Raw genomic sequence first — 26,625 nt, forward strand, 5'->3', positions numbered from 1 at the left:
ATGAGCCAGGCGGCACAGAATCTGAACTGGTTGATCACCAACTTCGTGGACAACACCCCCGGGGTGTCCCACACCGTTGTCGTATCCGCCGACGGCCTGCTGCTGGCCATGTCCGAGGGTTTCCCCCGTGACCGTGCCGACCAGCTGGCGGCCGTGGCCTCCGGTCTCACTTCGCTGACCGCGGGCGCCTCCCGCATCTTCGAGGGCGGCAGCGTCAACCAGACCGTCGTGGAGATGGAACGCGGCTTCCTCCTCCTGATGACGATCTCCGACGGGTCCTCGCTGGCCGTACTGGCGCACCCGGAGTGCGACATCGGCCTCGTGGGTTACGAGATGGCCCTGCTCGTCGACCGGGCGGGCGCCGTTCTCACACCCGACCTGCGCGCAGAACTCCAAGGCAGCCTGATGGGCTGAGCTCCCCGGAGCCCAGCCGAATGCACGCCCCATGACTACTCGCGACACGCGTCCGCTCTTACCCGGAGGACCATTCATGACCCCGCCGCCCGCCTCGCCCGGCCCGTACGGCGCGCCCCACCATGCGCCGTACGGGGGCGAAGGCGACCAGCCGCTGGTGCGGCCGTACGCCATGACCGGTGGTCGCACCCGGCCGCGCTACCAGCTCGCCATCGAGGCACTGGTCAGTACCTCTGCGGACCCGGGAGCCTTCCAGGGGCTGCTCCCCGAACACCAGCGCATCTGCCACCTGTGCATGGAGATCAAGTCGGTCGCCGAGATCTCCGCACTGCTGGGGATCCCGCTGGGGGTGGCCCGGATTCTGGTGGCCGACCTGGCTGAGGCCGGTATGGTCGCCATCCACCAGCCGAGCAGTGGCGAGGCCGGCGGACAGCCTGATGTGACACTGCTCGAAAGGGTGCTCAGTGGACTTCGCAAGCTCTAGGCCGGGGCAGCAGCAGGCGGCGTACGGTGCGCCGCCCGCGGCCCGGTCCACCACCTCGGCGAAGATCGTGGTGGCGGGTGGCTTCGGCGTGGGCAAGACCACGTTCGTCGGAGCGGTCTCGGAGATCAACCCGCTCCGTACGGAGGCCGTGATGACCTCGGCGTCCGCGGGCGTGGACGATCTGACGCACGTGGCCGACAAGACCACGACGACCGTGGCCATGGACTTCGGTCGTATCACGCTCGACGACGACCTGATCCTGTACCTGTTCGGTACGCCGGGCCAGGACCGGTTCTGGTTCATGTGGGACGACCTGGTCCGCGGTGCCATCGGCGCCGTCGTCCTGGTCGACACCCGCCGGCTGGCCGACTGCTTCCCCGCGGTCGACTACTTCGAGAACAGCGGCCTGCCGTTCGTCATCGCCCTCAACGGCTTCGACGGCCACCAGCCGTACACGCCCGACGAGGTCCGGGAAGCGCTGCAGATCGGCCCGGACGCTCCCATCATCACCACAGACGCCCGGCACCGCGCCGAGGCGAAGAGCGCGCTCATCACGCTCGTGGAACACGCGCTGCTCGCTCGCCTCAAGTAAGCGTTCCAGCTTGCCACTTCGCGTATGGACCGGCTGTGTCTTTTGACATGGCCGGTCCTTCTGTTCATAACGTTTCGACCGCGAATCGGAACAACCCGAACACCGCCCGCGCCCAATCGGCTTCACTGCGCACACATCTACCCAGTGAATTGCCACCGCTTTATGCTTATGCCCCTTTTAACCGGCGCGTGATCATGACTTCACACTCCTCGCCGGACGTTTGTGGAGCACCCCCATGACGTGCTGGAATTCATCGAAACCCGAGAGTACGAACGGCGCCGCCCGCGCCGTCGCCGAGAGGTTGTTGGTCGAGTGAGGAACACGAGGCGAGCAGAGCCGGGTCCCGCGGACCACCCGCGTGGCAATTTCACCCCGCCTGCGCGACACGGCACGGTCGAGGCCGCCGCCCCCGAGGTCGCCACCGCTCCCGAGCCGGTGGCGAGCACGGGCAGCCGCTTCGCCATGCGCAACTGGCGGGTGGCCACCCGCCTGAACGTCATCCTCCTCATCCCGGTGCTCGTCGCCCTGGTCTTCGGCGGCTTCCGGGTGCAGAGTTCGGTGCAGACCTGGCAGGACGCCGACGACGCGGTGCGGACCGCCAACGCCGTGCGCGCCGCCGTGGACTATGCCAACGCCATTCTGAACGAACGCGACCTCAGCGTCGTTCCCCTGCTGGCCGGCGACACCGAGAACAAGAACGTCGTCGCGGCCCGCGCGGCCACCGACCAGGCCGCCGCGAAGTTCGACGCCGCCGCCGCCGAACTGCCCGTGAACGACCGGCTGCAGCGCCGCGTGGCGAACATCCGCGAGGGTGAGAAGGTCCTGACGAAGCTGCGCGACACCGCCTTCACCCGACAGCTCCCGGGCGTGCAGACCGAGGAGAAGTACGTCGAGGTCCAGCACCCGCTGATGGAGCTCGCCAACGAACTGGGCTTCGGCACCACCAGCGTCGCCTCCTACGGCCGCACCCTCTACGCGCTCGAGCTGGCCAAGGCCGCCGAGTCGCTGACCCGCTCCATCGGCACCCACCTCCTCGTCGAGGACCGCAGGAAGCTGGCAGGCGGCGAACTGCAGCTCCAGCTCACCGCTTTCACCTCGTACGCCTACCTCCAGCAGGTCGCCCTCGAGGAGTACCGGGGCGGCGGGACCGACGCCGACTACCTGCGTCTGCAGGACGAGCAGGCCGCGGCTCTGGAGAAGGGCAAGGAGCAGGTCGCCCAGGCCGCCCAGGCCGCCAAGCAGGCGGGCCAGCCCTTCAAGGCGCCGCCGGCTCTGGAGGAGATGATCAGGAAGATCGCCTCCGGCGCGAGCCCCGAGGAGCTCAAGGCCGACGGCGTGACCGCGGAGAGCTGGTTCGGTGCGACCACCCTCGCCTTCGACGCCTACAAGAACGTCGAGCAGCACCTGGCCAACCAGGCGTACAACGACTCGAGCGACATCGCCGACAGCGCCCGCATCGACGCCATCGTCAACTCCGCCGTCGTGCTGGTCGCGCTGATCATCGCCTTCATCGTGGCCGCGATGGTCGCCCGCTCCATGAGCAACAGCATGCGCCGCCTGCGCACCTCGGCCTTCGAGGTCGCCGAGCAGCGCCTGCCCGCCCTGGTCGACCAGCTCTCCCGCACCGACCCGGGCAAGGTCGACACCCGCGTCCAGGCGATCCCGATCACCTCCAACGACGAGATCGGCGAGGTCGCGCGCGCCTTCGACCAGATCCACCGCGAGGCCGTGCGGCTCGCCGCCGAGCAGGCGCTGCTGCGAGGCAACGTCAACGCGATCTTCACCAACCTCTCCCGCCGCAACCAGGGCCTCATCCAGCGCCAGCTGACGCTGATCACGGACCTGGAGAACAACGAGGCGGACCCGGACCAGCTGGAGAACCTCTTCAAGCTGGACCACCTGGCGACCCGTATGCGCCGCAACGGCGAGAACCTCCTGGTCCTCGCGGGCGAGGAGCCCGGCCGCCGCTGGAACCAGCCCGTCCCGCTGGTCGACGTGCTCCGCGCCGCGGCCTCCGAGGTGGAGGCGTACGAGCGCATCGAGCTGGTCGGCATCCCGGAGACCGAGATCCACGGCACCGCCGTGACCGACCTCGTGCACCTGCTGGCCGAGCTGCTGGAGAACGCCACCACGTTCTCCTCGCCGCAGACCAAGGTGCGGGTCACCGCCACCCGGCTGCCCGACGGCCGCGTCATGGTCGAGATCCACGACAAGGGCATCGGCCTCACCGCCGAGGACTTCGCGGACATCAACCACAAGCTGGCCGACCCGCCGATCGTCGACGCGTCGATCTCCAAGCGCATGGGCCTGTTCGTGGTCGGCCGTCTCGCCGACCGGCACGGCATCCGCGTCCAGCTCCGCCCGTCCGGTGAGCAGGCCGGCACCACCTCGCTGGTGATGCTCCCCGAGCCGATCACCCATGGCGGCGGCGGCGAGGAGATGCCGCTGGACGACGACTTCACCGTGTCCCGGATCGTGCCGGAGCTCGAGACCCCGCAGCTGGCCGCCTATGGGCCGACCGCCGCGGAGCTCGGCTTCGACGACTCGCGCTACGACCGCCCCGACGGCCCCGAGGACGCCCGCTCACTCGACCCCGTCGGCCGCTCGCTCATGCGCGACCAGCGCCGCGCCCAGCTCGGGGCCGCGGCCGGTGACCGTACCGCGGAGCGCGCGCCCTTCGAGGGGGACGCGCAGGAGCAGGACTTCCAGGGCGGCTACCAGGAGGCCGGCTCCGAGACCGCGTTCCAGGAGGCCGGCTTCCAGGAGGGCGGCTTCCAGGAGGGCGGCTTCCAGGCGAACGGCTACGCCGAACAGGGCTACCAGGAGCCGCAGGCCCAGCCGTTCCAGGAGCAGCACGGCTTCGACGCGCAGCCCGGCTTCCAGGAGCCGGCGTTCGCCGAGGGCGGCTACACCGAGCAGGGGTACCCCGCCCCGCAGAACGGCTACGCCCAGGACGAGTGGCAGCAGCAGAACGGCTACGCCCAGGAGCAGTGGACGCCGGCACCCGGCGGCGAGCTGCCGCAGCCGGCCCAGACCCAGGGCTTCCCGGCCCAGGCCGCGGCCGATTCCGTCACAGCCGCCCCCTTCGAGGCCCCCGAGCGCGTAGGCTTCGACCGACCGGGTCCGGCCACCGGCCCGCTGCACTCCTCGGTGACCGACGCGGGCCTGCCGCGGCGCGACCGCGGATGGCAGCAGTCCGGCCCCGCGGCCCCGGCGCAGCCGGAGCCCCAGTCGGCGGACGGCTTCCCGGCACAGCCGGCGCCCTCCGCACCGGCGTCGGACGGGGAGTCCACCGAGTGGCGCTCCACGAACGACGAGAACTGGCAGCGGGCCGAACAGGCCCGTAAGCCCAAGGCGGGCGGGGTCACCCCCTCCGGCCTGCCCCGGCGGGTCCCCAAGGCCAACCTGGTCCCGGGTACCGCACAGCAGACTCCGCAGGGCGGACCGATGGTCTCCCGTGCACCCGAGGACGTCCGCGGCCGGCTGAGCAATCTGCGGCGCGGCGTCCAGCAGGGACGCACTGCGGGAACTGACACGAACGGCCAGGGCTTCGGCCCCAAGCACCAGGAGCGTTAGTTGAGTCCGATGAGCCAGGCGGCACAGAACCTGAACTGGTTGATCACCAGTTTCGTGGACCAGACCCCGGGGGTCTCCCATACGGTTGTGGTCTCTGCCGACGGCCTGCTGCTGGCGATGTCCGAGGGATTCCCGCGGGACCGCGCGGACCAGTTGGCCGCGGTGGCCTCCGGTCTGACCTCGCTGACCGCGGGTGCCTCGCGCATCTTCGAGGGCGGCCACGTGAACCAGACCGTCGTCGAGATGGAGCGCGGCTTCCTCTTCATCATGTCCGTCTCGGACGGTTCCTCGCTGGCCGTGCTGGCGCACCCGGAGTGCGACATCGGCCTCGTGGGCTACGAGATGGCCCTGCTGGTCGACCGGGCGGGCAATGTGCTCACCCCCGATCTGCGTGCGGAATTGCAGGGCAGCCTGCTCAACTAACGGACAGGCATGCGGGCGCGTCTGGGGACCCGTAGGGTTTTCAGACGCGCTACCCAGCTGGAGGAGGAACCGTGGCAACGCCCCCAGGCGGAGATCAGTACGGCAATCACCAACAGCAGCCGCCCCTCAAGCGGTTCGACTTCCCCTCGGCACCGAGCCAGGAGCCGCCCCCCTCCTACGGTGGGGGGAACCCCGGTCCGGGCCCCATGCCGCCGCACCGGCAGCCGAGGATCCAGCCGTACGAACCTCCGCAGGCGCCACCGCCTCGGACAGCGCAGACCGGGCGTTCCAAGCCGCCGTCCGGTCTGGTACGCCCCTACGCCATGACCGGCGGCCGCACCCGGCCGCGCTACCAGCTCGCCATCGAGGCACTGGTCAGCACGACCGCTGACCCGGTCCAGCTGCGGGGCCAGTTGCCGGAGCACCAGCGGATCTGCATCCTCTGCCGGGAGATCAAGTCGGTCGCGGAGATCTCCGCGCTCCTCTCCATCCCCCTCGGCGTCGCCCGAATCCTCGTCGCCGACCTGGCGGAGGCCGGGCTCGTCGCCATTCACCAGCCCGGTGGCGACGACGCCTCGGGTGGACAGCCAGACGTGACACTGCTCGAAAGGGTGCTCAGTGGACTTCGCAAGCTCTAGCGGTCCAGCTCGCTCAACCACCTCGGCGAAGATCGTGGTGGCGGGCGGCTTCGGCGTGGGCAAGACCACGTTCGTCGGTGCCGTATCGGAGATCAACCCGCTGCGTACCGAAGCCGTGATGACCTCCGCCTCCGCGGGGATCGACGATCTGACGCACGCGCCGGACAAGACCACCACGACCGTGGCGATGGACTTCGGCCGCATCACGCTGGACGAGGACCTGATCCTCTACCTGTTCGGTACGCCGGGCCAGGACCGTTTCTGGTTCATGTGGGACGACCTGGTGCGCGGCGCCATCGGCGCGGTCGTCCTCGTGGACACCCGCCGGCTGGCCGACTGCTTCCCGGCCGTCGACTACTTCGAGAACAGCGGCCTGCCGTTCGTCATCGCCCTCAACGGCTTCGACGGACACCAGCCGTACAACCCCGAGGAGGTCCGCGAGGCCCTCCAGATCGGCCCCGAGGCCCCCATCATCACCACCGACGCCCGTCACCGCGGCGAGGCGAAGAGCGCGCTCATCACGCTGGTCGAGCACGCGCTGATGGCGCGGCTGCGGTAGCGGTTCCCGCTTCCGGTACGACGCGAAAGGCCCCGCACGCCATGTGCGGGGCCTTCGCGTCGTACCGGCTCGGCCGTGTGGCCCCGGGGATGGGACGACCGCTCCTGCGGTACGACGACGGCGGCGCGGCGCCCAGGGGGTGCCGCGCCGCCGTAGGTGGCCGGAGGGTCAGCTGCGCCAGCTGTGCGGCGCGCTGAAGCCGGACTGCCGCTCGAGGCGGCGCCAGCCGGCCGTGGAGCGGGGCTTGACGTAGTCGGTCGCGTCCTGGCCCTGGGCCGCGGCGCGGGCGAGCAGGACAGCGGTCAGGGCGGCCAGTTCCTCGTCGCTGGCGTGGCCGCGCTCCACGCGCACGAGCGCGGCGGAGGTGCTGTCGGCAGGGGTGCTCACGGGGTTCGTCTCTCCCTTACTGGGGCGGGTTGCCGTGCTTGCGGGACGGCAGGTCGGCGTGCTTGGTGCGCAGCATCGCGAGCGAGCGGATGAGGACCTCACGCGTCCCGGCGGGGTCGATCACGTCGTCCACCAGGCCGCGCTCGGCGGCGTAGTAGGGGTGCATCAGCTCGGACTTGTACTCCTTCACCATGCGGGCGCGCATGGCGTCGGGGTCGTCGGCCTCGGCGATCTGGCGGCGGAAGATCACGTTGGCGGCGCCTTCGGCGCCCATGACGGCGATCTCGTTGGTCGGCCAGGCGTAGGTCAGGTCGGCGCCGATCGACTGGCTGTCCATGACGATGTAGGCACCTCCGTACGCCTTCCGCAGGATCAGTGAGATCCGCGGCACGGTCGCGTTGCAGTACGCGTACAGCAGCTTGGCGCCGTGCCGGATGATGCCACCGTGCTCCTGGTCGACGCCGGGCAGGAAGCCGGGGACGTCCAGAAGGGTGATGAGCGGGATGTTGAAGGCGTCGCACATCTGCACGAACCGCGCGGCCTTCTCGCTGGCCTCGATGTCGAGGACGCCGGCGAGGGAGGCGGGCTGGTTGGCGATGATGCCGACGACCTGGCCGTCGAGGCGGGCCAGCGCCACGATGATGTTGGTCGCCCAGCGCTCGTGGATCTCCAGGTACTCGCCGTCGTCGACGAGCTCCTCGATGACCTGGTGCATGTCGTAGGAGCGGTTGCCGTCGGCCGGGACGATGTCCAGCAGGACGTCGCCGCGCCGGTCGGCCGGATCCGCGGCGGGGACCGACGGGGGGTTCTCGCGGTTGTTCTGCGGCAGCATCGACAGCAGGTAGCGGACCTCCTCCAGGCAGGTCTGCTCGTCGTCGTACGCGAAGTGCGAGACACCGGAGACCTCGGAGTGGACGTCGGCGCCGCCGAGCCCGTTCTGGGAGATCTTCTCGCCGGTGACGGCCTGGACCACGTCCGGGCCGGTGATGAACATCTGGGAGGTCTCCCGGACCATGAACACGAAGTCCGTCAGGGCCGGGGAGTACGCGGCGCCGCCGGCGCAGGGGCCGAGCATCACGGAGATCTGCGGGATCACACCGGAGGCGCGGGTGTTGCGCTGGAAGATGCCGCCGTAGCCGGCGAGCGCCGAGACGCCCTCCTGGATACGGGCGCCGGCCCCGTCGTTGAGCGAGACCAGCGGGGCGCCGGCCGAGATGGCCATGTCCATGATCTTGTGGATCTTGCTGGCGTGGGCCTCGCCCAGAGCGCCGCCGAAGATCCGGAAGTCGTGGGCGTACACGAAGACGGTCCGCCCGTGGACGGTGCCCCAACCGGTGATGACACCGTCGGTGTAGGGCTTCTTCGCCTCCAGGCCGAACCCGCTGGCGCGGTGCCGGCGCAGCGGCTCCACCTCGTTGAAGGAGCCTTCGTCGAGCAGCAGCTCGATGCGCTCGCGCGCGGTCAGCTTGCCCTTGGCCTTCTGGGCCTGGGTGGCCTTCTCGCTGGGGCCGAGCCGGACCTGCTCGCGGATGGCGTGCAGTTCCGCGACGCGCCCGCGGGCGTCGTTCGCCGGCTGCGCGGCCTCGTCGGCCCCTTCGGCCTCGGCGGGCTGGGTCGGCACCTCGTCCAAAACGCTCATGCCATCGACCATACGAGCGGAGGGCCGTCAAAATCGGCGTCGACTTCGTACAGTGTCCGGACCCGCTTCATGGAGCATCTGGACAGAACCAACACAAGAAAGGCCCCGCACGGCACGTGCGGGACCTTTTCTTTGTAGCGGTCGTCCACCCGGACTCAACGGGAGCGCTACCTTCCGGATACCGCCTCGGCCAGCGCAAGGACACGCCGGGCGTCATCCACATGGAGGTTCTCGATCATCCGGCCGTCCACCGTGACCACCCCGCGGCCCTCGGCCACGGCCTCCTCGAAGGCCTCGATGACGCGCCGGGCCTTGTCGGCTTCCTCCTTCGAGGGAGCGAACACCCTGTTGCAGATCTCCACCTGCCCGGGATGGATCAGCGTCTTCCCGTCGAAGCCGAACTGCCGGCCCTGGACGCACTCCGCCTCGAAGCCGGTCTCGTCGGTGACGTCGTTGTAGACGCCGTCCAGGATGACCTTGCCGGCCTCTCGGGCACCCAGCAGGGCCAGCGACAGCCCGGTGAGCAGCGGGGCCCTGCCGGGGATGTGCTCGGCGTGCAGTTCCTTGGCGAGGTCGTTGGTGCCCATGACGAGAACGCGCAGCCGCTCCGAGGCCGCCGCGATGGCTCGGGCGTCCAGCATCGCGCGGGGGGTCTCCACCATCGCCCAGATGGCGGTGTGGTCCGGGGCGCCGGCGGCCTCCAGGGCGCGCTCGATGGCGTGCACGGTGGCGGCCGAGTCGACCTTGGGAACCACCACGGCGTCCGGGCCCGCCTCGGCGGCGGCCCGCAGGTCGTCCTCGTGCCAGGGCGTGCCGGGCGAGTTCACCCGGATGGTGACCTCCCGGTACCCGTACGCGCCGGAGGCGGCGGCCGCGGCGACCCGCTTGCGGGCGTCGGGCTTGGCGTCGGGCGCCACGGAGTCCTCCAGGTCGAGGATGAGCGCGTCGGTGGGGAGGACCTTCGCCTTCTCCAGGGCGCGCTCATTGGCGCCGGGCATGTAGAGGACGGAGCGGCGCGGCCGCAGGATCGCGTCGGTCATCGGTTGTGCTCCTGCTCCTTGTACGCGGCCGCGTAGGCCTCGGCCAGCTCCGGGTCGCGGGCGGCCAGCGCCTCGGCGAGCTCGACGACGACGTGGCACTGCTTGACCGTGGCGTCGTCCTGCATCTTGCCGTCGATCATCACCGCGCCGGTGCCGTCGCCCATGGCGTCGATGACCCGGCGCGCCCAGGCCACGTCGGCCGGCGCCGGGGAGAAGACCCGCTTGGCGATGTCGATCTGTCCCGGGTGCAGGCTCCACGCGCCGACGCAGCCGAGCAGGAAGGCGTTGCGGAACTGGTCCTCGCAGGCGGTGGTGTCCTTGATGTCGCCGAAGGGGCCGTAGTACGGCAGGATCCCGTGCGCGGCGCAGGCGTCGACCATGCGTGCGATCGTGTAGTGCCACAGGTCCTGCTGGAAGGTCAGTCGCGGCAGCTCCATCCCGGGGTCCTTGGGGTCCTCCCGCACGAGGTACCCCGGGTGCCCCCCGCCGACGCGGGTGGTCTTCATACGGCGGCTCGCCGCGAGGTCGGCCGGGCCGAGAGAGATGCCCTGCATCCGGGGGCTGGCCCCGGCGATCTCCTCGACGTTCGCGACGCCCGTCGCGGTCTCCAGGATGGCGTGGACCAGGATCGGCCGCTCGATGCGCGCCTTGGCCTCCAGCTGGGCGAGCAGCCGGTCGACGTAGTGGATGTCCTCGGCGCCCTCGACCTTGGGCACCATCACGACGTCGAGCTTGTGACCGATCTCGGCGACCAGGGTCAGCAGGTCGTCCAGCGCCCACGGAGAGTCGAGGCTGTTGATCCGGGTCCACAGCTGGGTGTCGCCGAAGTCCTGGGTCTTGGCCGTGGCGACCAGGCCGGCCCGGGCGGCCTCCTTGCGGTCGGCGGACACCGCGTCCTCCAGGTTGCCCAGCAGGACGTCCACCTTGGGGGCGATGGAGGGGACCTTCGCCGCCATCTTCTCGTTGCTCGGGTCGAAGAAGTGGATCATCCGCGACGGCCGGAACGGTACTTCCCGTACGGGGGCCGGGGCCCCCACGGCCAGCGGTCGGAAGAAGTCCTTCGCGGAACGCATGCGGTCTCCCAGGGTTCGAGGGTGGGGAGCGTACGGCGCTCACTTTATGATCCGCGGGGCCCGCGCGTTACCGGTCGGTACGTGTGCTGTTGGTCACCGGTTGTCCACGGGTGGCAGACGGTAGGTCAGGTCCGGCTCGCCCTCCTCGTTCGCGGTGCTCTCGCTGCCGGGGACGGCCCGGAAGCCGTGACGTTCGTAGAACGCGCGTGCCGCGGTGTTGCGCCGGAAGACGTGCAACGACAGTGGGCCGTCCGGGTGATGCCGCACCACCTCGCCGAGCAGCCGCGCGCCGATGCCGCGCCCGCGCGCGTCGGGCCGCAGGTAGAGATGCTCCAGCCAGTCGCCTTCGAGGGCCGCGAAGCCCGCCGCGGCACCGGTCGCGGTCTGCTCCGCGACCCACACCCGGCACTGCTCCAGGACGACGTTCGCGACCCACCACCGGGTCTCCTCGTCGCTGTGCAGTCGGGGCAGCCAGGGCATGGCGGCCGCCCGGGACGCGAGGAAGACCGCGGTGATCGCGTCCGCGTCCGCTGCCCGCGCCGGCCTGATTCGTAGCGCTGTGTCATCGGTCACGCGATGACCGTACGCCGGGCGCGGGACGTGATCGAATGGGTTTTCCACACCCGGAAGGACGAGCCCATGACCGCCGCGACCGTGCACTCGCTGACCTGCTACCCCGTCAAGGGCTGCGCCGGCGTGCCCCTGGACAGCGTCGCCGTCACCGCGACCGGGCCGGCCCACGACCGTACGTTCATGGTGGTCGACGCGGCCGACGGGTCCTTCCGCAGCCAGCGGACGCTGCCGGGGATGGCGGTGGTGCGCGCGGACGTCACCGATGGCGGCAAGCACCTGGCGCTGTCGGCGCCCGGCGCCGGGGAGCTGACGCTGGAGGTGGCGTACGAGGGGCCGCCGCGCGAGGTCGTCCTGTTCGACCGGCCGCTGGGGGCGGCGGTGGACCAGGGCGAGGAGGCCGCGCGCTGGTTCTCCGAGGCGCTGGGCGCGCCCTCGCGCCTGGTGCGCGTGCGCCCGGGCTTCGACCGGGACGGCTGGGGCGAGCACCCGGGCAAGGTCAACTTCGCCGACGCCCATGCCCTTTCGGTGGCCTCGCTGGCCTCGCTCGACGGCCTCAACCGGCGCATCGCCGAGCGCGGCGGCACGCCCGTGCCCATGGACCGCTTCCGTCCCAACATCGTGGTCGCCGGCTGGGGCGAGCCTCACACCGAGGACCTGGTACGGCTCATGGACGTCGGCACCACCCGTCTCGGCTACTCCGTCCGCGCGATGCGCTGCTCCGTACCGCTGGTCGACCAGGCGACCGGCCGTACGTCCGGCCCGGAGCCGGTGCGCACCCTGGCCGGCTACCGGCGGGAGCCGGAGTACGGCAACAAGGTGAGCTTCGCGATGAAGGCGGCGGTGCTCCGGCCGGGCACGATCGCGGTGGGCGACCCGGTGGAGGTACGGGCCTGGGCGTGACCGCACTTCCGGTGGACCGAACGGCGGGCGACCGGATTCCGGCCGGTCGCCGCCCGCCGCGAAGTGAACGTCCACAGGTGGTCGCGCGCTGACCCGAGGGCTTCCGCCCCGACGGCCGGCCGTTGCGCCCGCTCTCCGGTGTCCTGCGCTGCTTCCGGACGCCGCCCGCGCGATGGCCGCACCGATGGGGATGCCGCGCGCGGTCGGGGGACGGGAGGAACCGCGGGACCGAGGGGCCGGCCTTCCACCGGGGCCACCTGGAGGTGGCCGAGCCGGCGGAGGCCCAACTCGCCCCGCCCGGGCGGGGCAAGTGCTACGTCCGGGGCAACGGCTTCTGCCTCGGGGGCTGCTGGGAGCGCGGGCCCCAGGAGACGCTCTGCCTGTCGTGGCCGCTGCCGCGCCCGGGCCGCAACGAGGTCGTGGTGCTGGAGCTCGATGGCTGTCAGGCGCCCGTCACCGAGGGCGGGACCGCCCGCGGCTCGGCCGGGACCGGGCCGCGGGCGGCTCACCGCGCGCGGATCAGCAGCCGCCGCAGTTGTAGTACAGGACGTCCCAGTGGTTGCCCTCGTCGGCGTAGATGTTGCCGGAGCCGGAGCGGTACTGGGGGGCGCCGTCACCGCGCAGGCCGATGTAGGTGAAGACGCCGTGGATGTAGTTGGTGACGCAACTGTTCTTGCCGTAGTCGAGCTTGTAGCCGTTCCAGTGCGAGTACGTACCGCCGGCGTGACCGGTCTCGGTGCCGCCGGTGATGTTCAGGGCGCACCCGCTGGCGCCCTTCAGGGTGACGGCGCCCTGGGCGGTGGCCTGGTTGAGCTGGTCGAAGGACGTGCAGGTCGCGATGTTGCGGTTGGAGCAGCCGCCTGACGAGGACCAGGTGATCCCGGCGTTGCGGAACATCGTCGTGGCCTGGGCGTGCGTCAGTTTGGTGACGGCGTAGGCGTCGTGGGACGCGGCGAGGCCGGCGCCGGGTGCGAACAGCACTCCGAGCGCGAGGACGAGCGCGCTCAGGACGGAGCGGAACTTCATGGGGATTCCTCCTGCTGGTGACCGTGCTTCCTGTGGGGCGGCTGTGCAGGTGGAGCAGGTGGAGTGTGCCCGGCGTTCTACGCGCGTATGCACGGCAGTTGGGCCGTCGTGGAAGGGGGGCGCGGACACGGTCGCACCGCGTCCGCGCCGCGCCCGCCGTGCGCCTTGGCCGGCGGCCGTCAGTCCTTCCGGCGCGGCTCCACGCCGGCGCGCAGCAGCCCGTACGCGTAGGCGTCCTCCAGGGCCTGCCAGGAGGCGGCGATGACGTTCTCGCCGACGCCGACGGTGGACCACTCGCAGACGCCGTCGGAGGTGGAGACCAGCACCCGGGTGATGGACTCCGTGCCGTGCTTGCCCTCCAGGATACGGACCTTGTAGTCCACCAGCTCCAGCTTCGCCAGTTGCGGGTAGGTCCGCTCCAGCGCGACGCGCAGCGCGCGGTCCAGGGCGTTGACCGGGCCGTTGCCCTCGGCGGTGGCGACGATGCGCTGGCCGTCGGCCCACACCTTGACCGTCGCCTCGTTGGCGTGGGTGCCGTCGGGGCGGTCCTCCACGATGGCGCGCCAGGACTCGACGCGGAAGTAGTGCAGTGGCCGGCCCTCGACCTCCTCGCGCAGCAGCAGTTCGAAGGAGGCGTCGGCGGCCTCGTAGGTGTAGCCCGCGAGTTCGCGCTCCTTGACGCGCTCCACGACCCGGCCGATCAGCTCGCGGTCCTCGCCGAGGTCGACGCCGAGCTCCTTGCCCTTGAGCTCCACCGAGGCACGGCCCGCCATGTCGGAGACCAGCATGCGCATGGTGTTGCCGACCAGTTCCGGGTCGATGTGCTGGTAGAGGTCGGGATCGACCTTGATCGCCGAGGCGTGCAGGCCCGCCTTGTGGGCGAAGGCCGAGATTCCCACGTACGGCTGGTGGGTGGAGGGCGTCAGGTTGACGACCTCGGCGATGGCGTGCGAGGTACGGGTCATCTCGGCGAGTGCGCCGGCGGGCAGCACCTTGCGGCCGTACTTGAGCTCCAGTGCCGCCACGACCGGGAAGAGGTTGGCGTTGCCGACCCGCTCTCCGTAGCCGTTGGCGGTGCACTGGACGTGGGTGGCGCCCGCGTCGACGGCGGCGAGGGTGTTGGCGACGGCGCAGCCGGTGTCGTCCTGGGCATGGATCCCCAGGCGGGCGCCGGTGTCGGCGAGCACAGTGCGGACGACGGCGGTGATCTGGGCCGGGAGCATCCCGCCGTTGGTGTCGCAGAGGACGACGACGTCGGCCCCGGCCTCGTGGGCTGCGCGCACCACCTCCTTGGCGTACCCCGGGTTGGCCTTGTAGCCGTCGAAGAAGTGCTCGCAGTCGACGAAGACCCGGCGGCCCTGGGAGCGCAGGTGGGAGACGGTGTCCCGGACCATCTCCAGGTTCTCCTCGAGCGTGGTGCGCAGGGCCAGCTCGACGTGCCGGTCGTGGGACTTGGCGACCAGGGTGATGACCGGGGCACCCGACTCCAGGAGCGCCCTGACCTGCGGATCCTCCGAGGCGCTGCCGCCGGCGCGGCGCGTGGCGCCGAAGGCCACCAGCTGGGCGTGCCGCAGGTCCAGCTCGGCGGCGGCCCGGGCGAAGAACTCGGTGTCGCGCGGGTTGGCGCCGGGCCAGCCGCCCTCGATGAAGCCCACCCCGAAGTCGTCCAGGTGCCGGGCGATCGTCAGCTTGTCGGCGACGGTGAGGTTGATGCCCTCGCGCTGCGCGCCGTCGCGCAGCGTGGTGTCGAAGACGTGGAAGCTGTCGTCCAGTACGGCCGTCATGGTTTGTTCCAACTCCTGTCGGGTGAGTGGTTCCGGAGGACCGGGCTCCACTTGCCCCCATCATCCCTCGCGCTGCGCCGCCTCCGGCGCGGGTGGGCCGGGAAACGAAAAAACCCCTCGCGGGTGCGAGAGGTCTGCGCGCGGGTCTGGGACACGGTGATCGCTTCCGCGATGGTCTGCGGTTCGGCGATCACTGAGGACCGGCGCGCCTGCTGCCGATAATCATGGCGAACGAGGGCACATCGGAAGTCTGCCACAGGACCCGCGGACGTGGGACACGGTCTCAGGATGCGGGCACCCGGTCGGCGGCAGGCCGGGAGGCCGTGTCTCCCGGCCGTCCGTCAGCCGGCGGGTGCCGGGGGGAGGGCATCACTCATGCCGACCTGCCGGCCGAGGCCCGCGATGGTCAGCTCTGCGAGCGCCGACCTGCCGTTCCTCCCCCGGACCGAAGCGCACCGAAGAGCCGGCCAAAACGTTCAGCCGCATTCCGTACGCCGCCGAACGGCCGAGGCCCAGCCGCGGGTTGGCCTCGAAGAAGTGGCAGTGCGAGGTCACGCCGACCGGTACGGAGGCGGTGTCGCGGACGGCCCGCACAACCTCCGGCGACCGCTCGGGGTGGGCCGGGCCGGGCAGCACGGCGCCCGGGCCTGCGCCCCCATCGAGCCCCGCCGATCGGGTCGGGGACCCCGGCCAGGCGGGATCCGTCGTCGAAGACGGCCTCGACGTGGACCTCGGTGACGACGTCCGCCACGCCGGGCAGCACGTCGTCGGGACCGAGCACGGCACGGACGGCCTCGACGGCCTCCGCGAGGCGCGCGCCGTCCCCGCGCGGCCTCGCGGACCGCGTCGGCGATCAGGGCGGTGGCCTCCGACACGTTGAGCCGCAGCCCGCGCACCCGGGCCGGCTCCGCGGCGCCGAACAGCAGCAGCCGGTCGCGTTCGGTCGGGGTGGGCCTCACGCCTGCGCACCTCCCACATCGGCCGTCACGGCCGCGGTGTACCTCGTCCTCAACGCGGGCCACGCGCACCCCGTGCCGGCGCGGTCCCCGGACCCGGTCGAGGTCACCGTGTGAGGCGGGCCGTTCCCCTGCCCGGCACCGCCGTCGCGCCGACGGTGTACGGCGCCGCACGGGGGCGGCGGGCGGATCAGCCGCCCAGGGGGTGCATCCAGCCGTGCGTGTCGGGGGACTGACCCGTCTGGATGTCGAGCAGCGCCTTGCGCAGCTTCATGGTGACCTCGCCCGGCCGGCCGTCGCCGACGGTCCAGTCCGCGCGGGTGGACTTCACGGAACCGACCGGCGTGATGACGGCCGCGGTGCCGCAGGCGAAGACCTCGGTCAGCGATCCGTCCGCGTTGCCGTTCTTCCAGTCGTCCACGGAGATGCGGCCCTCGCTGACCTCGTAGCCGAGGTCGGCGGCGATGCGCAGCAGCGAGGCGCGGGTGATGCCGGGGAGGAGGGAGCCGGTGAGCTCGGGGGTGACGATCGTGTTCCCGTACACGAAGTACAGGTTCATGCCGCCCATCTCCTCGATCCAGCGGCGCTCGATCGCGTCGAGCCACACGACCTGGTCGCAGCCGTGTTCGATGGCCTGGGCCTGCGCGACCAGGGACGCGGCGTAGTTGCCGCCGGCCTTCGCGGCGCCGGTGCCGCCGGGCGCGGCGCGGACGTACTCCTCGGAGAGCCAGACGGAGACGGGCTTGACGCCGCCGGGGAAGTAGGCGCCGGCCGGGGAGGCGATGACCATGAACAGATACTCGTTGGCCGGCTTGACGCCGAGGCCGACCTCGGTGGCGAACATGAACGGACGCAGGTAGAGCGACTGCTCCCCCTGGCTGGGAACCCACGCCTTGTCCTGGGTGACCAGCGCGTCGACGGCCGCGATGAAGGTCTCGACGGGCAACTCGGGCATGGCCAGGCGGCGGGCGGAGGCCTGGAAGCGCTCGGCGTTGGCCTCGGGACGGAAGGTGGCGACGGACCCGTCGGGCTGGCGGTAGGCCTTCAGCCCCTCGAAGATCGTCTGCGCGTAGTGCAGCGTCATGTTCGCGGGGTCGATGGAGAGCGGCGCGTACGGCACGAGCTCGGCGTCGTGCCAGCCGCGGCCCTCGGTCCACCGGATCGTCACCATGTGGTCGGTGAAGTGGCGGCCGAAGCCGGGGCTGGAGAGGATCGCCTCGCGCTGCGCGTCGGGCAGCGGGCGCGAGGAGGGCTTGAGCTCGATCGTGGGCGTCGTCATGTGTGGTGTCCTTCGCGTCAAGGTCAGGGCGGACCGCACCCGCCGCCCTCAGGTGCCAGGACGTCCGAGTTTCCCCTCGCACAGCGGCCCCACCGCTGATTATCGCAGCGGCGGGGCCGGGGACATACATGCGCGGCCCGAGAGTCAGGGTCAGTCGTGGTGCGGTCACTGACCGGCCGGGCCGACTGGAGGAGGCTGACCCGGCGGTCAGCCGGCTACTCGCGCGGCGAGCGCGTCGCCGATCGCCGAGGTGCTGCGGGTCCCGGAGCGCTCGGCGAGGTCCGCGGCGACGGCGGCCTCGATCCGCTCGGCCTCGGCGGTGTAACCGAGGTGCTGCAGCAGCATGCCGACCGAGAGCACGGTGGCGGTCGGGTCGGCCTTGCCCTGGCCGGCGATGTCCGGGGCGGAGCCGTGCACCGGCTCGAACATCGACGGGAACTCGCCGCCCGGGTTGATGTTGCCGCTGGCGGCGAGACCGATGCCACCGGTCACGGCGGCGGCCAGGTCGGTGAGGATGTCACCGAAGAGGTTGTCGGTGACGATCACGTCGAAGCGCTCGGGCTGGGTGACGAAGAAGATCGTCGCCGCGTCCACGTGCAGGTAGTCGGTGGTGACCTCGGGGTATTCCTCGCCGACCCTGTCGAAGATGTTCTTCCACAGGTGGCCGGCGTGCACGAGGACGTTGTTCTTGTGGACCAGCGTCAGCTTCTTGCGCGGGCGGGCCTGCGCGCGGGCGTAGGCGTCGCGCACCACGCGCTCGATGCCGAACGCCGTGTTGAGGCTGACCTCGGTGGCCACCTCCTGCGGCGTGCCGGTGCGCAGGGAACCGCCGTTGCCGACGTACGGGCCCTCGGTGCCCTCACGGACGACGACGAAGTCGATGTCCGGCTCGCCCGCCAGCGGACCCTTCACTCCCGGGAAGAGCCGGGAGGGCCGCAGGTTGACGTGGTGGTCGAAGGCGAAGCGGAGCTTGAGCAGCAGCCCGCGCTCCAGGACGCCGGAGGGGACCGACGGGTCGCCGACCGCGCCCAGCAGGATCGCGTCGTGGGCCTTGAGCTGCTCCAGTTCCGCGTCCGGCAGGGTCTCGCCGGTCTCGTGCCAGCGCTTGGCACCGAGGCTGTACTCCTTGGTCTCCAGCTTCACGTCCTGCGGAAGGACGGCGGACAGGACCTTCAGGCCCTCGGCCACCACCTCCTGGCCGATTCCGTCGCCGGGGATCACTGCGAGACTGATGCTGCGAGACATGGCGAGAACCCTACTCCCCCCGTCCATGGAATGACACGCGATGTCCGCATGGCGGACGCCGCGTCGCTCCGCCGGTGCGCTCCCCGGCAGGTGCTCGCCCTCGGGCCGCGGCCCACGTGGAACGGCGCGCGGGCCCGATCGGCGGGCACCTGGCCCTCGGCACCACCCCGGCACCCGGATGAGTCTCCTCGCAGATACCCCTTCCGGTGCGGGCCCTTCGTCCGGGTGCGACCGCGCCCTGGGACCTCGGCGCGGTTCGAGGCCGAGGGGCGCCGCACAGGGCCGCGCGTGCCGGACGGTCACGAAGGGCACGTCCAGGACCTGGACGGCGTGGACGCCTGTCGCCGCTGGGCAAAGGATGCGCACAAGGCCACGCAGACGGTGGAGTGGTCACGCGTCCGCTACACCGGCCACTCGTTCCTGGCCGTGCGGTCGCAGCCACCGCGCCGTCCGGCAGGACGGCGCGGCTGGTCCCTTCGGCGCTCGCCGAGGACGGCAGACGGATCGATCACTTCACCATCGCGCGGACGGCCAGGTAGGCCAGGCGCCGCAGACGGCTGATCCGGCGGGGCACGCTGGGGCCGCTCAACGCGGCTCGTGCCCCGTCGACCCGCCGTTGTCACGGCGGTCCAGGGCGCGCTGGAGGGCTTCGGCGGCGTTCTTGCGGGCGGTCTCGTCCATGGTGAACAGCTCCCGGAGATGAAGAGGAGGGTTGTGTCGCCATAGAACGGGGCGGGGAGCGGCGCTGCAGGGGGTGACCTGCCAAAGGCGCGCGGCTCACGTCCGCCGGTCGCTGGTGGAGCGAGACGTTCGGCTCCTACAAAGCTAGGACAGCTCCGCCGATCTGTCTCCACAATTACTCGGACTTCCTACTATCTGAGACGGCGAAGGCCCGGCACCCCACGGAATCGGGGGTACCGGGCCCTGCCCCTTGCGGGCTCGTCCGGGTGACGCGGAGGTCAGCCCATGTGCGGGTAGCGGTAGTCGGTCGGGGGCACCAGGGCCTCCTTGATCGACCGGGTCGACGTCCAGCGCATGAGGTTCTGCGCGGCACCCGCCTTGTCGTTCGTGCCGGAGGCGCGGCCGCCGCCGAACGGCTGCTGGCCCACCACGGCGCCGGTGGACTTGTCGTTGATGTAGAAGTTGCCCGCGGCGAAGCGCAGCTTCTCCATGACGTGGGCGACGGCGGCGCGGTCACGGGAGACGACCGAGCCGGTCAGCGCGTACGCGGCGACCGATTCCATCTGGGTGAGCATCGCCTCGAAGGCGCCCTCGTCGGCGTCGTCGTAGACGTGGACACCCAGAACCGGGCCGAAGTACTCCTCGCGGAAGATCTCGTTCTCCGGGTCGGAGGAGACCAGCACGGTCGGCCGGACGAAGTAGCCGACGCTGTCGTCGTAGGTGCCGCCGGCGACGACCTCGACGGTCGGATCGGCCTTGGCGCGGTCGATGGCGGCCTTGTTCTTGGCGAAGGCGCGCTCGTCGATCACGGCACCGATGAAGTTCGACAGGTCGGTGACGTCACCCATGGTGAGGCCGTCGACCTCGGCCGCGAACTCCTCCTTGAAGCCGTTCTCCCACAGGGAGCGCGGGATGTAGGCGCGGGAGGTCGCGGAGCACTTCTGGCCCTGGTACTCGAAGGCACCGCGGGTCAGCGCGGTCTTCAGCACCGCCGGGTCGGCCGAGGGGTGGGCGACGACGAAGTCCTTGCCGCCGGTCTCGCCGACGATCCGCGGGTAGGAGCGGTACTTGTCGATGTTGTTGCCGACCGTCTTCCACAGGTGCTGGAAGGTCCGGGTGGAGCCGGTGAAGTGGATGCCCGCCAGGTCCGGGTGCTCCAGGGCGACCTCGGAGACGGCGATGCCGTCGCCGGTGACCAGGTTGATGACGCCCTTGGGCAGCCCGGCCTCCTCCAGCAGCTCCATCAGCAGCACGGCGGCGTGCGTCTGGGTCGGGGACGGCTTCCACACCACGACGTTGCCCATGAGCGCCGGGGCGGTCGGCAGGTTGCCGGCGATCGCGGTGAAGTTGAAGGGGGTGATCGCGTAGACGAAGCCCTCGAGCGGGCGGTGGTCGAGGCGGTTCCAGACGCCGGGGGCGTTGGCGATCGGCTGCTCGGCGAGGATCTGCCGGGCGAAGTGCACGTTGAAGCGCCAGAAGTCGACCAGCTCGCAGGGGCTGTCGATCTCGGCCTGCTGCGCGGTCTTGGACTGGCCGAGCATCGTGGAGGCGGCGATCGTCTCGCGCCAGGGGCCGGCCAGCAGGTCGGCGGCGCGCAGGATGATGGCGGCGCGGTCGTCGAAGGACATGGCGCGCCAGGCCGGGGCGGCGGCCAGCGCGGCGTCGATCGCGTCGCGGGCGTCGTCCTGCGTCGCGTTGGCGTAGGTGCCCAGGCGGGCGCCGTGGTTGTGCGGCTGCACGACGTCGAACCGCTCGCCGCCGCCCATCCGCTTCACGCCGCCGATCGTCATCGGCAGCTCGACCGGGTTCCCGGCCAGCTCCTTCAGCTTCGCCTCCAGCCGGGCCCGCTCCGGGCTCCCCGGGGCGTAGGAGTGCACCGGCTCGTTCACCGGGGCGGGGACCTGGGTCACAGCGTCCATGGAAGACATCTCCTTGTGTCCTTGTGGGGTCGTGGGCTCAGCGGGTGGGGAGGAAGGACCGCAGGAAGAAGGCCAGGTTCGCCGGCCGCTCCGCGAGACGCCGCATGAAGTACCCGTACCAGTCTGCTCCGTAGGGGACGTAGATGCGCATGCGCTCGCCCTCCTCGGCCAGGCGCCGCTGCTCGGCGGTGCGGATGCCGTACAGCATCTGGAACTCGTACGATCCCTGCTTGCGGCCATGGCGGTGGGCGAGCTCCTGGCCGATGGAGATCAGCCGCGGGTCGTGGGAACCGATCATCGGGTAGCCCTCGCCCGCCATCAGGATCTTCAGGCAGCGCACATAGGCGCGGTCGACCTCGGCCTTGTCCTGGTAGGCCACGTCGGCGGGCTCCTTGTAGGCGCCCTTGACCAGGCGCACGCGGGAGCCGGCGACGGCGAGGTTGCGGGCGTCCTCCTCGGTGCGGAAGAGGTACGACTGCAGGACGGCGCCGGTGCCGGGGTGGCGCAGGCGCAGGTCGGCGAGGATCGCGAGGGTGGAGTCGACCGTGGTGTGGTCCTCCATGTCGAGCGTGACGGTGGTGCCGATCTCGCTCGCCAGGTCGGCGACGGGGCGAACGTTCTCCAGGGCGATGTCGTGGCCGCCGGACGGCAGGGCCTGCCCGAAGGCCGACAGCTTGACCGAGACCTCGGCGCGGGTGCCCAGGCCCTCGGCCTTCAGGGCCTCCAGCAGCCGCAGGTAGGCGTCGCGGGTCGCGAGCGCGGTCGCCTTGTCCGTGACGTCCTCGCCCAGGTGGTCGAGCGTGACCTCCAGGCCGGAGGCGGCCAGCGACCGCACGGTCTCCATGGCGGGCGCCAGCTCGTCGCCCGCGATGAAGCGGTTCACCACGGGGCGGGTGATCGGCGCGCCCGCGACGACGCGGCGCATACGGTCGCTGCGCGAGGCGGCGAGCAGCACGGGACCCAGCACGGTCTCCTCCTGGATGAAGGGCTGCCAGGGGGGCAGGCAGCGTCGCCGTGAAATCTAGGATTCACCTACCCCGCCCGCCATCGACAGCTGTCACGCATCCGATCGGCATCCCTCATACAGATGTATGAGGGAGAATGGCGGCGTGCGCGGTGACTACCAGGAGCTGGTCGACGAGGTCTCGGCGCTGCTCGGCGCCCCCGCGACCCTGGAGGACCGCGACTTCCGGCTGATCGCCTTCGGAGCGCACGACAGCGACGACGACAGCGCCATGGACCCGGTGCGCACCCGGTCGATCCTCACCCGCCGTTCCACCGCCGAGGTGCGCTCCTGGTTCGAGCGCTTCGGCATCGCCCGCGCCACGGCACCGGTCCGCATCCCCGCCGCCCCCGACGCCGGGGTCTTCCGGCCCCGGTTGTGCCTGCCGGTGCGGCACGGCGGCATCGTCCATGGCTATGTGTGGCTGCTGGACACCACCGGGCACACCGACGCCCAGCTCACGGCCGCCATGGCGGTCGCGGCCCGCATCGGCGCGCTGCTGGCGGCCGAGTCCCGCGCGGGCGCCGACGCCGGCCGGGCGCTGGGCGATCTCCTCCGCTCCGCCCCCGGGCCCGGCCGCACAGCCGCCCGGGAGGCGCTGCGGGCCGCGCTCGGCCCGGACGCGGACGAGGCCCACGCGATGGTGTGCGTCCTGCCCTGGCCGGGCGGCGAGGACGGCGAGGCCCCGGGACCGCGCAGCGTGCCGGGCGCCGCCGCGGTGTGCGTGGTACCGCCGCAGGAGAGCGCGGGCGAGACGCACCGGGAGCCCCCGGTCGCGGCGCTCGCCGCCCTGGTACGGCTGCGCTCGGCGACGGTGTCGGGGCCCGCGCTCACGGCGGCCACGCGGCTGATGGAGGGCAACGGGCGGCCGGCGGAGCCGAGCGCGCGGGCCGGGATCAGCGCCCCGCGCCAAGGGCTCGCCGAGCTGCCCGAGGCATGGCACGAGGCCGTCTCCGCGGCCCGCGCCGCACGCGCCCAGCCGAGGCTCGGGCGCACGGCGGAGTGGGATGCGATCGGCCCGTACCGGATGCTGGCCGCGCTGCCCGCCGGGGCGGTGGACCCGGCGGTGCGCCCGCTGCTGGACCCCTCGCACGCCGACCTCGCCCGTACCGCCGAGGTGTACCTCGACCGTGCGGGGCAGGCCGGGCGCGCCGCCGCGGAACTGCGGATACACCGCCAGACGCTCTACTACCGGCTGTCCCGCGTCGAGCGGCTGACCGGCCTCGACCTCGACGACGGGGAGGACCGGCTGCTGCTCCACATGGCCCTCAAGACGGCCGGGCTCGGGGACTGAAGGGACTGTTGCCGACCCGAGGGGGCACAAGTAACGTGGCGCGAGGCCGATGGGGGGCTTGATCAACACGTGTGGGACGCGGGCGAACCGCGCGTCCCGCGCGGACACCGCGGATGGCGAAACAAGGGGATCGGGAGCCGGTGACTCATTCCACGGAGGCCCACGGACGCGAACGCCCAGCACTGTGGAGGACACCGCCGGCCGTCGCCGGCAGATCCCGCCCCGACCGTAGGGTAGTCCTGGCCGGGCTGCTGCTGGCCGTGTCGCTGGCCGCCTTCACCGCGCTGTGCGTGTCGATGTCGGTGCCCATGGCCGACATGCAGGTCTACCGCGCCGAGGGCGCGGCCGCCGTCGACGGCACTGACCTGTACGGCTTCACGGTCACCGAGTGGAAGCTCCCGGCGACCTATCCGCCCTTCGCCGCGCTGCTGTTCGTGCCGACGACATGGCTGCCCGTGCCGCTGCTGAAACTGGCCTTCATGGGCGGCAACCTGCTGTTGCTCGGACAGCTCGCGCACCTGTCCTGCCGGGGCACGGGGTGGCCGCGCGCCCGCGGCTCGCGCTGGGTGGTGGTGCTGCTGGCGATGGCCCTCGGTCTGTGGCTGGAGCCGGTCTTCCAGACGATGCTGTACGGCCAGATCAACCTGCTGCTCGCGGTGCTGGTGCTGTGGGACCTGAGCAGGCCGGACGGCGCACGCGGCAAGGGCATCGCGATCGGCGTGGCGGCGGGCATCAAGCTCACCCCGGCGATCTTCGCCGTCTACCTGCTGCTGACCGGCCGGCGCAAGGAGGCCGCGGTCGCCGCCGCCGCTTTCGCAGGCACCACGCTCCTGGGCGCGCTCGCGCTGCCCGGCGCGACGGTCGACTACTGGACCCGCTGCCTGTTCGACACCAGCCGGATCGGCAAGGCCTGGATCGTGGACAACCAGTCCCTGCAGGGCCTCGCCGCCCGTGTGCTGCACACCGCCCACCCCGGCGCCGTGTGGGCGGTCGCCGCGCTCATGGTGGGCTGCGCGGGCCTCGCGGTCTCGGTACGGCTGGGCCGGCTGGGCCGGGAGGCCTGGGGTGTGGTGTGCTGCGCGGTGACGGCGCTGCTCATCACCCCGATCAGCTGGTCGCACCACTGGGTGTGGTGCGTGCCGATGCTGATCCTGCTGGCCGCCGAGGCGCCGCGCTGGGCGCTGCGGGTGGCCGCGGTGGTCTTCCTGGCGCGCACGCTGTGGATCGTGCCGAAGGCCGGTGACCTGGATCTGCACCTGGCGTGGTGGCTGCAGCCGTTCGCCTCGCCCTACCCGGTGCTGGGCCTGGTCTTCCTGGCCGCCGTGGCGCTGCGCTTCCGGCCCGGCTCCCCCGCGGTGGCGGCACTGACGGCGAAGGGGCAGCCGGCCCGGATCACCCGGGTCGGCCGCCCCCAGCGGAGCGAACCGGCGGTCAGTCCTCGAGATTGACCGCGCGGGCCGAGGTCGCACCGATCTCCTCGGCGATCTCGGCCAGCACCGGCGCCGGGATGGCGGTGTCGACCGTCAGCGCGACCAGCGCCTCGCCGCCGGCCTGGTCACGAGCGACCTGCATGCCCGCGATGTTGACGCCGGCGTCGCCCAGGATGCGGCCGATGGTGCCGACGACGCCCGGGCGGTCGGTGTAGCGCAGGAAGCCCATGTGATCGGCGAAGACCAGGTCCACGTCGTCGTCGCCGACCGCGACGATCTTCTGGATGTGCTTGGGGCCCGCCAGCGTGCCGGAGACGGACACCTCGGTGCCGTCGGAGAGGGTGCCGCGCACGGTGACCAGGTTGCGGTGGTCGGGCGACTCGCTGCTGGTGGTGAGGCGGACCTCGACACCGCGCTCCTGCGCGAAGAGCGGGGCGTTGACATAGCTGACGGTCTCGTCGACGACGTCCTCGAAGACGCCCTTGAGGGCGGAGAGCTCCAGTACCTTCACGTCGTGCTGGGTGATCTCGCCGCGCACTTCGACGTCGAGGCGGACCGCGACCTCGCCCGCGAGGGCGGTGAAGATCCGGCCGAGCTTCTCGGCGAGCGGCAGGCCCGGGCGGACGTCCTCGGCGATGACACCGCCCTGGACGTTGACCGCGTCCGGCACCAGCTCGCCGGCGAGCGCGAGGCGCACCGAGCGGGCGACGGCGATGCCCGCCTTCTCCTGGGCCTCGTCGGTGGAGGCGCCCAAATGCGGGGTGGCCACGACGTTGTCGAACTGGAAGAGCGGCGAGTCCGTGCACGGCTCCTTGCCGTACACGTCCAGGCCGGCACCGCCCACGCGGCCCTCCTTGAGCGCGGCGAACAGCGCATCCTCGTCCACGATCCCGCCGCGGGCGGCGTTGACGATGCGGACGTGCGGCTTGACCTTGCGCAGCGCCTCCTCGCCGATCAGACCGACGGTCTCCGGGGTCTTGGGGAGGTGCACCGTGATGAAGTCGGAGACCTGCAGCAGTTCGTCGAGGCTGAGGATCTTCACCCCCATCTGGGCGGCGCGCGCGGGCTGGATGTAGGGGTCGTACGCGACGATCTTCATCCCGAAGGCCGACATGCGCTGGGCCACCAGGGCGCCGATGCGGCCGAGGCCGACCACACCGAGGGTCTTCTCGGCGAGCTCGACACCGGTGTACTTGTTGCGCTTCCACTCGCCCTGCTTCAGCGCCGCGTTCGCCGGGGCGATGTTGCGGGCGACGGCGATCAGCAGGCCGCAGGCCAGCTCGGCGGCGGTGACGATGTTGGAGGTCGGGGCGTTGACGACCATCACGCCGGCCTTGGTGGCGGCGGAGACGTCCACGTTGTCCAGACCGACGCCCGCCCGGGCCACGACCTTGAGCTTGGCGGCGGCGGCGATGGCCTCGGCGTCCACCTTGGTGGCGCTGCGGATCAGGATGGCGTCGACGTCGGTGATCGCGCTCAGGAGGTCGGCTCGGTCGGCACCATTGCAGTGCCGGATCTCGAAGTCCGGCCCGAGGGCGTCGACGGTGGCGGGCGACAGCTCTTCAGCGATGAGTACGACGGGGTTGCTCACGTGAGTCCTCACTAGTCCCAGGTCAACGGCCGCGTCCCGACGGCCGAAGGCGGTGGAGGGGAATGGCATGCCGCGTGGAAGACGCACGACGCTGTGAGCCTGACGCGCTTGTTAATGGA

At 71.4% G+C, this 26,625-nt stretch carries 22 protein-coding genes and 1 pseudogene; 10 read left to right on the plus strand and 13 right to left on the minus strand.

Annotated elements, in window-relative coordinates:
- From ACRWNP_RS09895 to ACRWNP_RS09925, 7 genes are all read left to right on the plus strand, one after another.
- Complete coding sequence (locus ACRWNP_RS09895) at positions 1-414, plus strand: roadblock/LC7 domain-containing protein (protein WP_431960798.1); 414 nt, start codon at positions 1-3, stop codon at positions 412-414.
- Between the two features lie 76 nt (positions 415-490).
- The gene (locus ACRWNP_RS09900; protein WP_431960688.1) at positions 491-898 is read left to right on the plus strand and encodes a DUF742 domain-containing protein; all 408 of its coding nucleotides are present in this window, start codon (positions 491-493) and stop codon (positions 896-898) included.
- Positions 879-1,490, plus strand: coding sequence for a GTP-binding protein (locus ACRWNP_RS09905; protein WP_431960689.1), 612 nt, complete (start codon positions 879-881; stop codon positions 1,488-1,490). Before ACRWNP_RS09900 ends, ACRWNP_RS09905 begins: the two co-directional genes overlap by 20 nt.
- A 462-nt stretch (positions 1,491-1,952) precedes the next feature.
- Complete coding sequence (locus ACRWNP_RS09910) at positions 1,953-5,066, plus strand: nitrate- and nitrite sensing domain-containing protein (RefSeq protein ID WP_431960799.1); 3,114 nt, start codon at positions 1,953-1,955, stop codon at positions 5,064-5,066.
- Between the two features lie 9 nt (positions 5,067-5,075).
- Positions 5,076-5,489, plus strand: a complete 414-nt coding sequence (locus tag ACRWNP_RS09915; RefSeq protein ID WP_018562059.1) for a roadblock/LC7 domain-containing protein — start codon at positions 5,076-5,078, stop codon at positions 5,487-5,489.
- Positions 5,490-5,560: 71 nt separating this feature from the next.
- Positions 5,561-6,127 carry a DUF742 domain-containing protein gene (locus tag ACRWNP_RS09920; protein WP_431960690.1) on the plus strand — a complete coding sequence of 189 codons (567 nt, stop codon included), beginning with the start codon at positions 5,561-5,563 and terminating at the stop codon, positions 6,125-6,127.
- Complete coding sequence (locus tag ACRWNP_RS09925; protein ID WP_360911084.1) at positions 6,108-6,686, plus strand: GTP-binding protein; 579 nt, start codon at positions 6,108-6,110, stop codon at positions 6,684-6,686. The genes ACRWNP_RS09920 and ACRWNP_RS09925 overlap by 20 nt, the downstream gene beginning before the upstream one ends.
- A gap of 168 nt (positions 6,687-6,854) precedes the next feature.
- Here the strand turns inward: ACRWNP_RS09925 and ACRWNP_RS09930 are convergent, their stop codons facing one another.
- The 5 genes from ACRWNP_RS09930 to ACRWNP_RS09950 form a co-directional block, all read right to left on the minus strand.
- The gene (locus ACRWNP_RS09930) at positions 6,855-7,073 is read right to left on the minus strand and encodes an acyl-CoA carboxylase epsilon subunit (protein ID WP_089224994.1); all 219 of its coding nucleotides are present in this window, start codon (positions 7,071-7,073) and stop codon (positions 6,855-6,857) included.
- Between the two features lie 16 nt (positions 7,074-7,089).
- Complete coding sequence (locus ACRWNP_RS09935) at positions 7,090-8,712, minus strand: acyl-CoA carboxylase subunit beta (protein ID WP_431960691.1); 1,623 nt, start codon at positions 8,710-8,712, stop codon at positions 7,090-7,092.
- A gap of 167 nt (positions 8,713-8,879) precedes the next feature.
- On the minus strand, positions 8,880-9,752 hold the full coding sequence (locus ACRWNP_RS09940; RefSeq protein WP_431960692.1) for an HpcH/HpaI aldolase/citrate lyase family protein: 873 nt from the start codon (positions 9,750-9,752) through the stop codon (positions 8,880-8,882).
- Positions 9,749-10,825 (minus strand): HpcH/HpaI aldolase/citrate lyase family protein, encoded by a 1,077-nt coding sequence (locus ACRWNP_RS09945; RefSeq protein WP_431960693.1) that lies wholly within the window; start codon positions 10,823-10,825, stop codon positions 9,749-9,751. The genes ACRWNP_RS09940 and ACRWNP_RS09945 overlap by 4 nt, the downstream gene beginning before the upstream one ends.
- A 93-nt stretch (positions 10,826-10,918) precedes the next feature.
- Positions 10,919-11,398, minus strand: coding sequence for a GNAT family N-acetyltransferase (locus ACRWNP_RS09950; RefSeq protein ID WP_431960694.1), 480 nt, complete (start codon positions 11,396-11,398; stop codon positions 10,919-10,921).
- A 66-nt stretch (positions 11,399-11,464) separates the two neighbouring features.
- On the opposite strand from ACRWNP_RS09950, the gene ACRWNP_RS09955 reads away from it, so the two are divergent.
- On the plus strand, positions 11,465-12,298 hold the full coding sequence (locus ACRWNP_RS09955; protein ID WP_431960695.1) for an MOSC domain-containing protein: 834 nt from the start codon (positions 11,465-11,467) through the stop codon (positions 12,296-12,298).
- 519 nt (positions 12,299-12,817) lie between these two features.
- Here ACRWNP_RS09955 and ACRWNP_RS09960 read toward each other — a convergent pair.
- From ACRWNP_RS09960 to ACRWNP_RS09990, 7 genes and pseudogenes are all read right to left on the minus strand, one after another.
- Positions 12,818-13,324, minus strand: coding sequence for a hypothetical protein (locus tag ACRWNP_RS09960; protein ID WP_431960696.1), 507 nt, complete (start codon positions 13,322-13,324; stop codon positions 12,818-12,820).
- 179 nt (positions 13,325-13,503) lie between these two features.
- On the minus strand, positions 13,504-15,108 hold the full coding sequence (gene cimA / locus ACRWNP_RS09965) for a citramalate synthase (RefSeq protein WP_431960697.1): 1,605 nt from the start codon (positions 15,106-15,108) through the stop codon (positions 13,504-13,506).
- 420 nt (positions 15,109-15,528) lie between these two features.
- Positions 15,529-16,067 (minus strand): annotated as a pseudogene (gene ureA / locus ACRWNP_RS09970) (urease subunit gamma); the annotation flags it as partial.
- 187 nt (positions 16,068-16,254) lie between these two features.
- Positions 16,255-17,343: a branched-chain amino acid aminotransferase gene (locus tag ACRWNP_RS09975; protein ID WP_431960698.1), complete on the minus strand. Its 1,089-nt coding sequence runs from the start codon at positions 17,341-17,343 to the stop codon at positions 16,255-16,257.
- A 207-nt stretch (positions 17,344-17,550) separates the two neighbouring features.
- Positions 17,551-18,588, minus strand: a complete 1,038-nt coding sequence (locus ACRWNP_RS09980) for a 3-isopropylmalate dehydrogenase (protein ID WP_431960699.1) — start codon at positions 18,586-18,588, stop codon at positions 17,551-17,553.
- 959 nt (positions 18,589-19,547) lie between these two features.
- A complete protein-coding gene (gene pruA, locus ACRWNP_RS09985; protein WP_431960700.1) occupies positions 19,548-21,188 on the minus strand; it encodes an L-glutamate gamma-semialdehyde dehydrogenase in 1,641 nt (546 codons plus the stop codon).
- 37 nt (positions 21,189-21,225) lie between these two features.
- Entirely contained in the window at positions 21,226-22,155 is a 930-nt protein-coding gene (locus ACRWNP_RS09990) for a proline dehydrogenase family protein (RefSeq protein WP_431960701.1), read from the minus strand.
- Between the two features lie 142 nt (positions 22,156-22,297).
- Here ACRWNP_RS09990 and ACRWNP_RS09995 point away from each other — a divergent pair, with 142 nt between their 5' ends.
- Positions 22,298-23,485, plus strand: coding sequence for a PucR family transcriptional regulator (locus ACRWNP_RS09995; RefSeq protein WP_431960702.1), 1,188 nt, complete (start codon positions 22,298-22,300; stop codon positions 23,483-23,485).
- Between the two features lie 140 nt (positions 23,486-23,625).
- Positions 23,626-24,933 (plus strand): glycosyltransferase 87 family protein, encoded by a 1,308-nt coding sequence (locus ACRWNP_RS10000; protein ID WP_431960704.1) that lies wholly within the window; start codon positions 23,626-23,628, stop codon positions 24,931-24,933.
- Here the strand turns inward: ACRWNP_RS10000 and serA are convergent.
- On the minus strand, positions 24,917-26,506 hold the full coding sequence (gene serA / locus ACRWNP_RS10005) for a phosphoglycerate dehydrogenase (RefSeq protein ID WP_431960705.1): 1,590 nt from the start codon (positions 26,504-26,506) through the stop codon (positions 24,917-24,919). The genes ACRWNP_RS10000 and serA overlap by 17 nt on opposite strands.
- Between the last annotated feature and the right edge of the window lie 119 nt (positions 26,507-26,625).

The organism is Actinacidiphila sp. bgisy160, from assembly GCF_965342435.1.
In the GTDB taxonomy this organism is placed as follows: domain Bacteria; phylum Actinomycetota; class Actinomycetes; order Streptomycetales; family Streptomycetaceae; genus Actinacidiphila.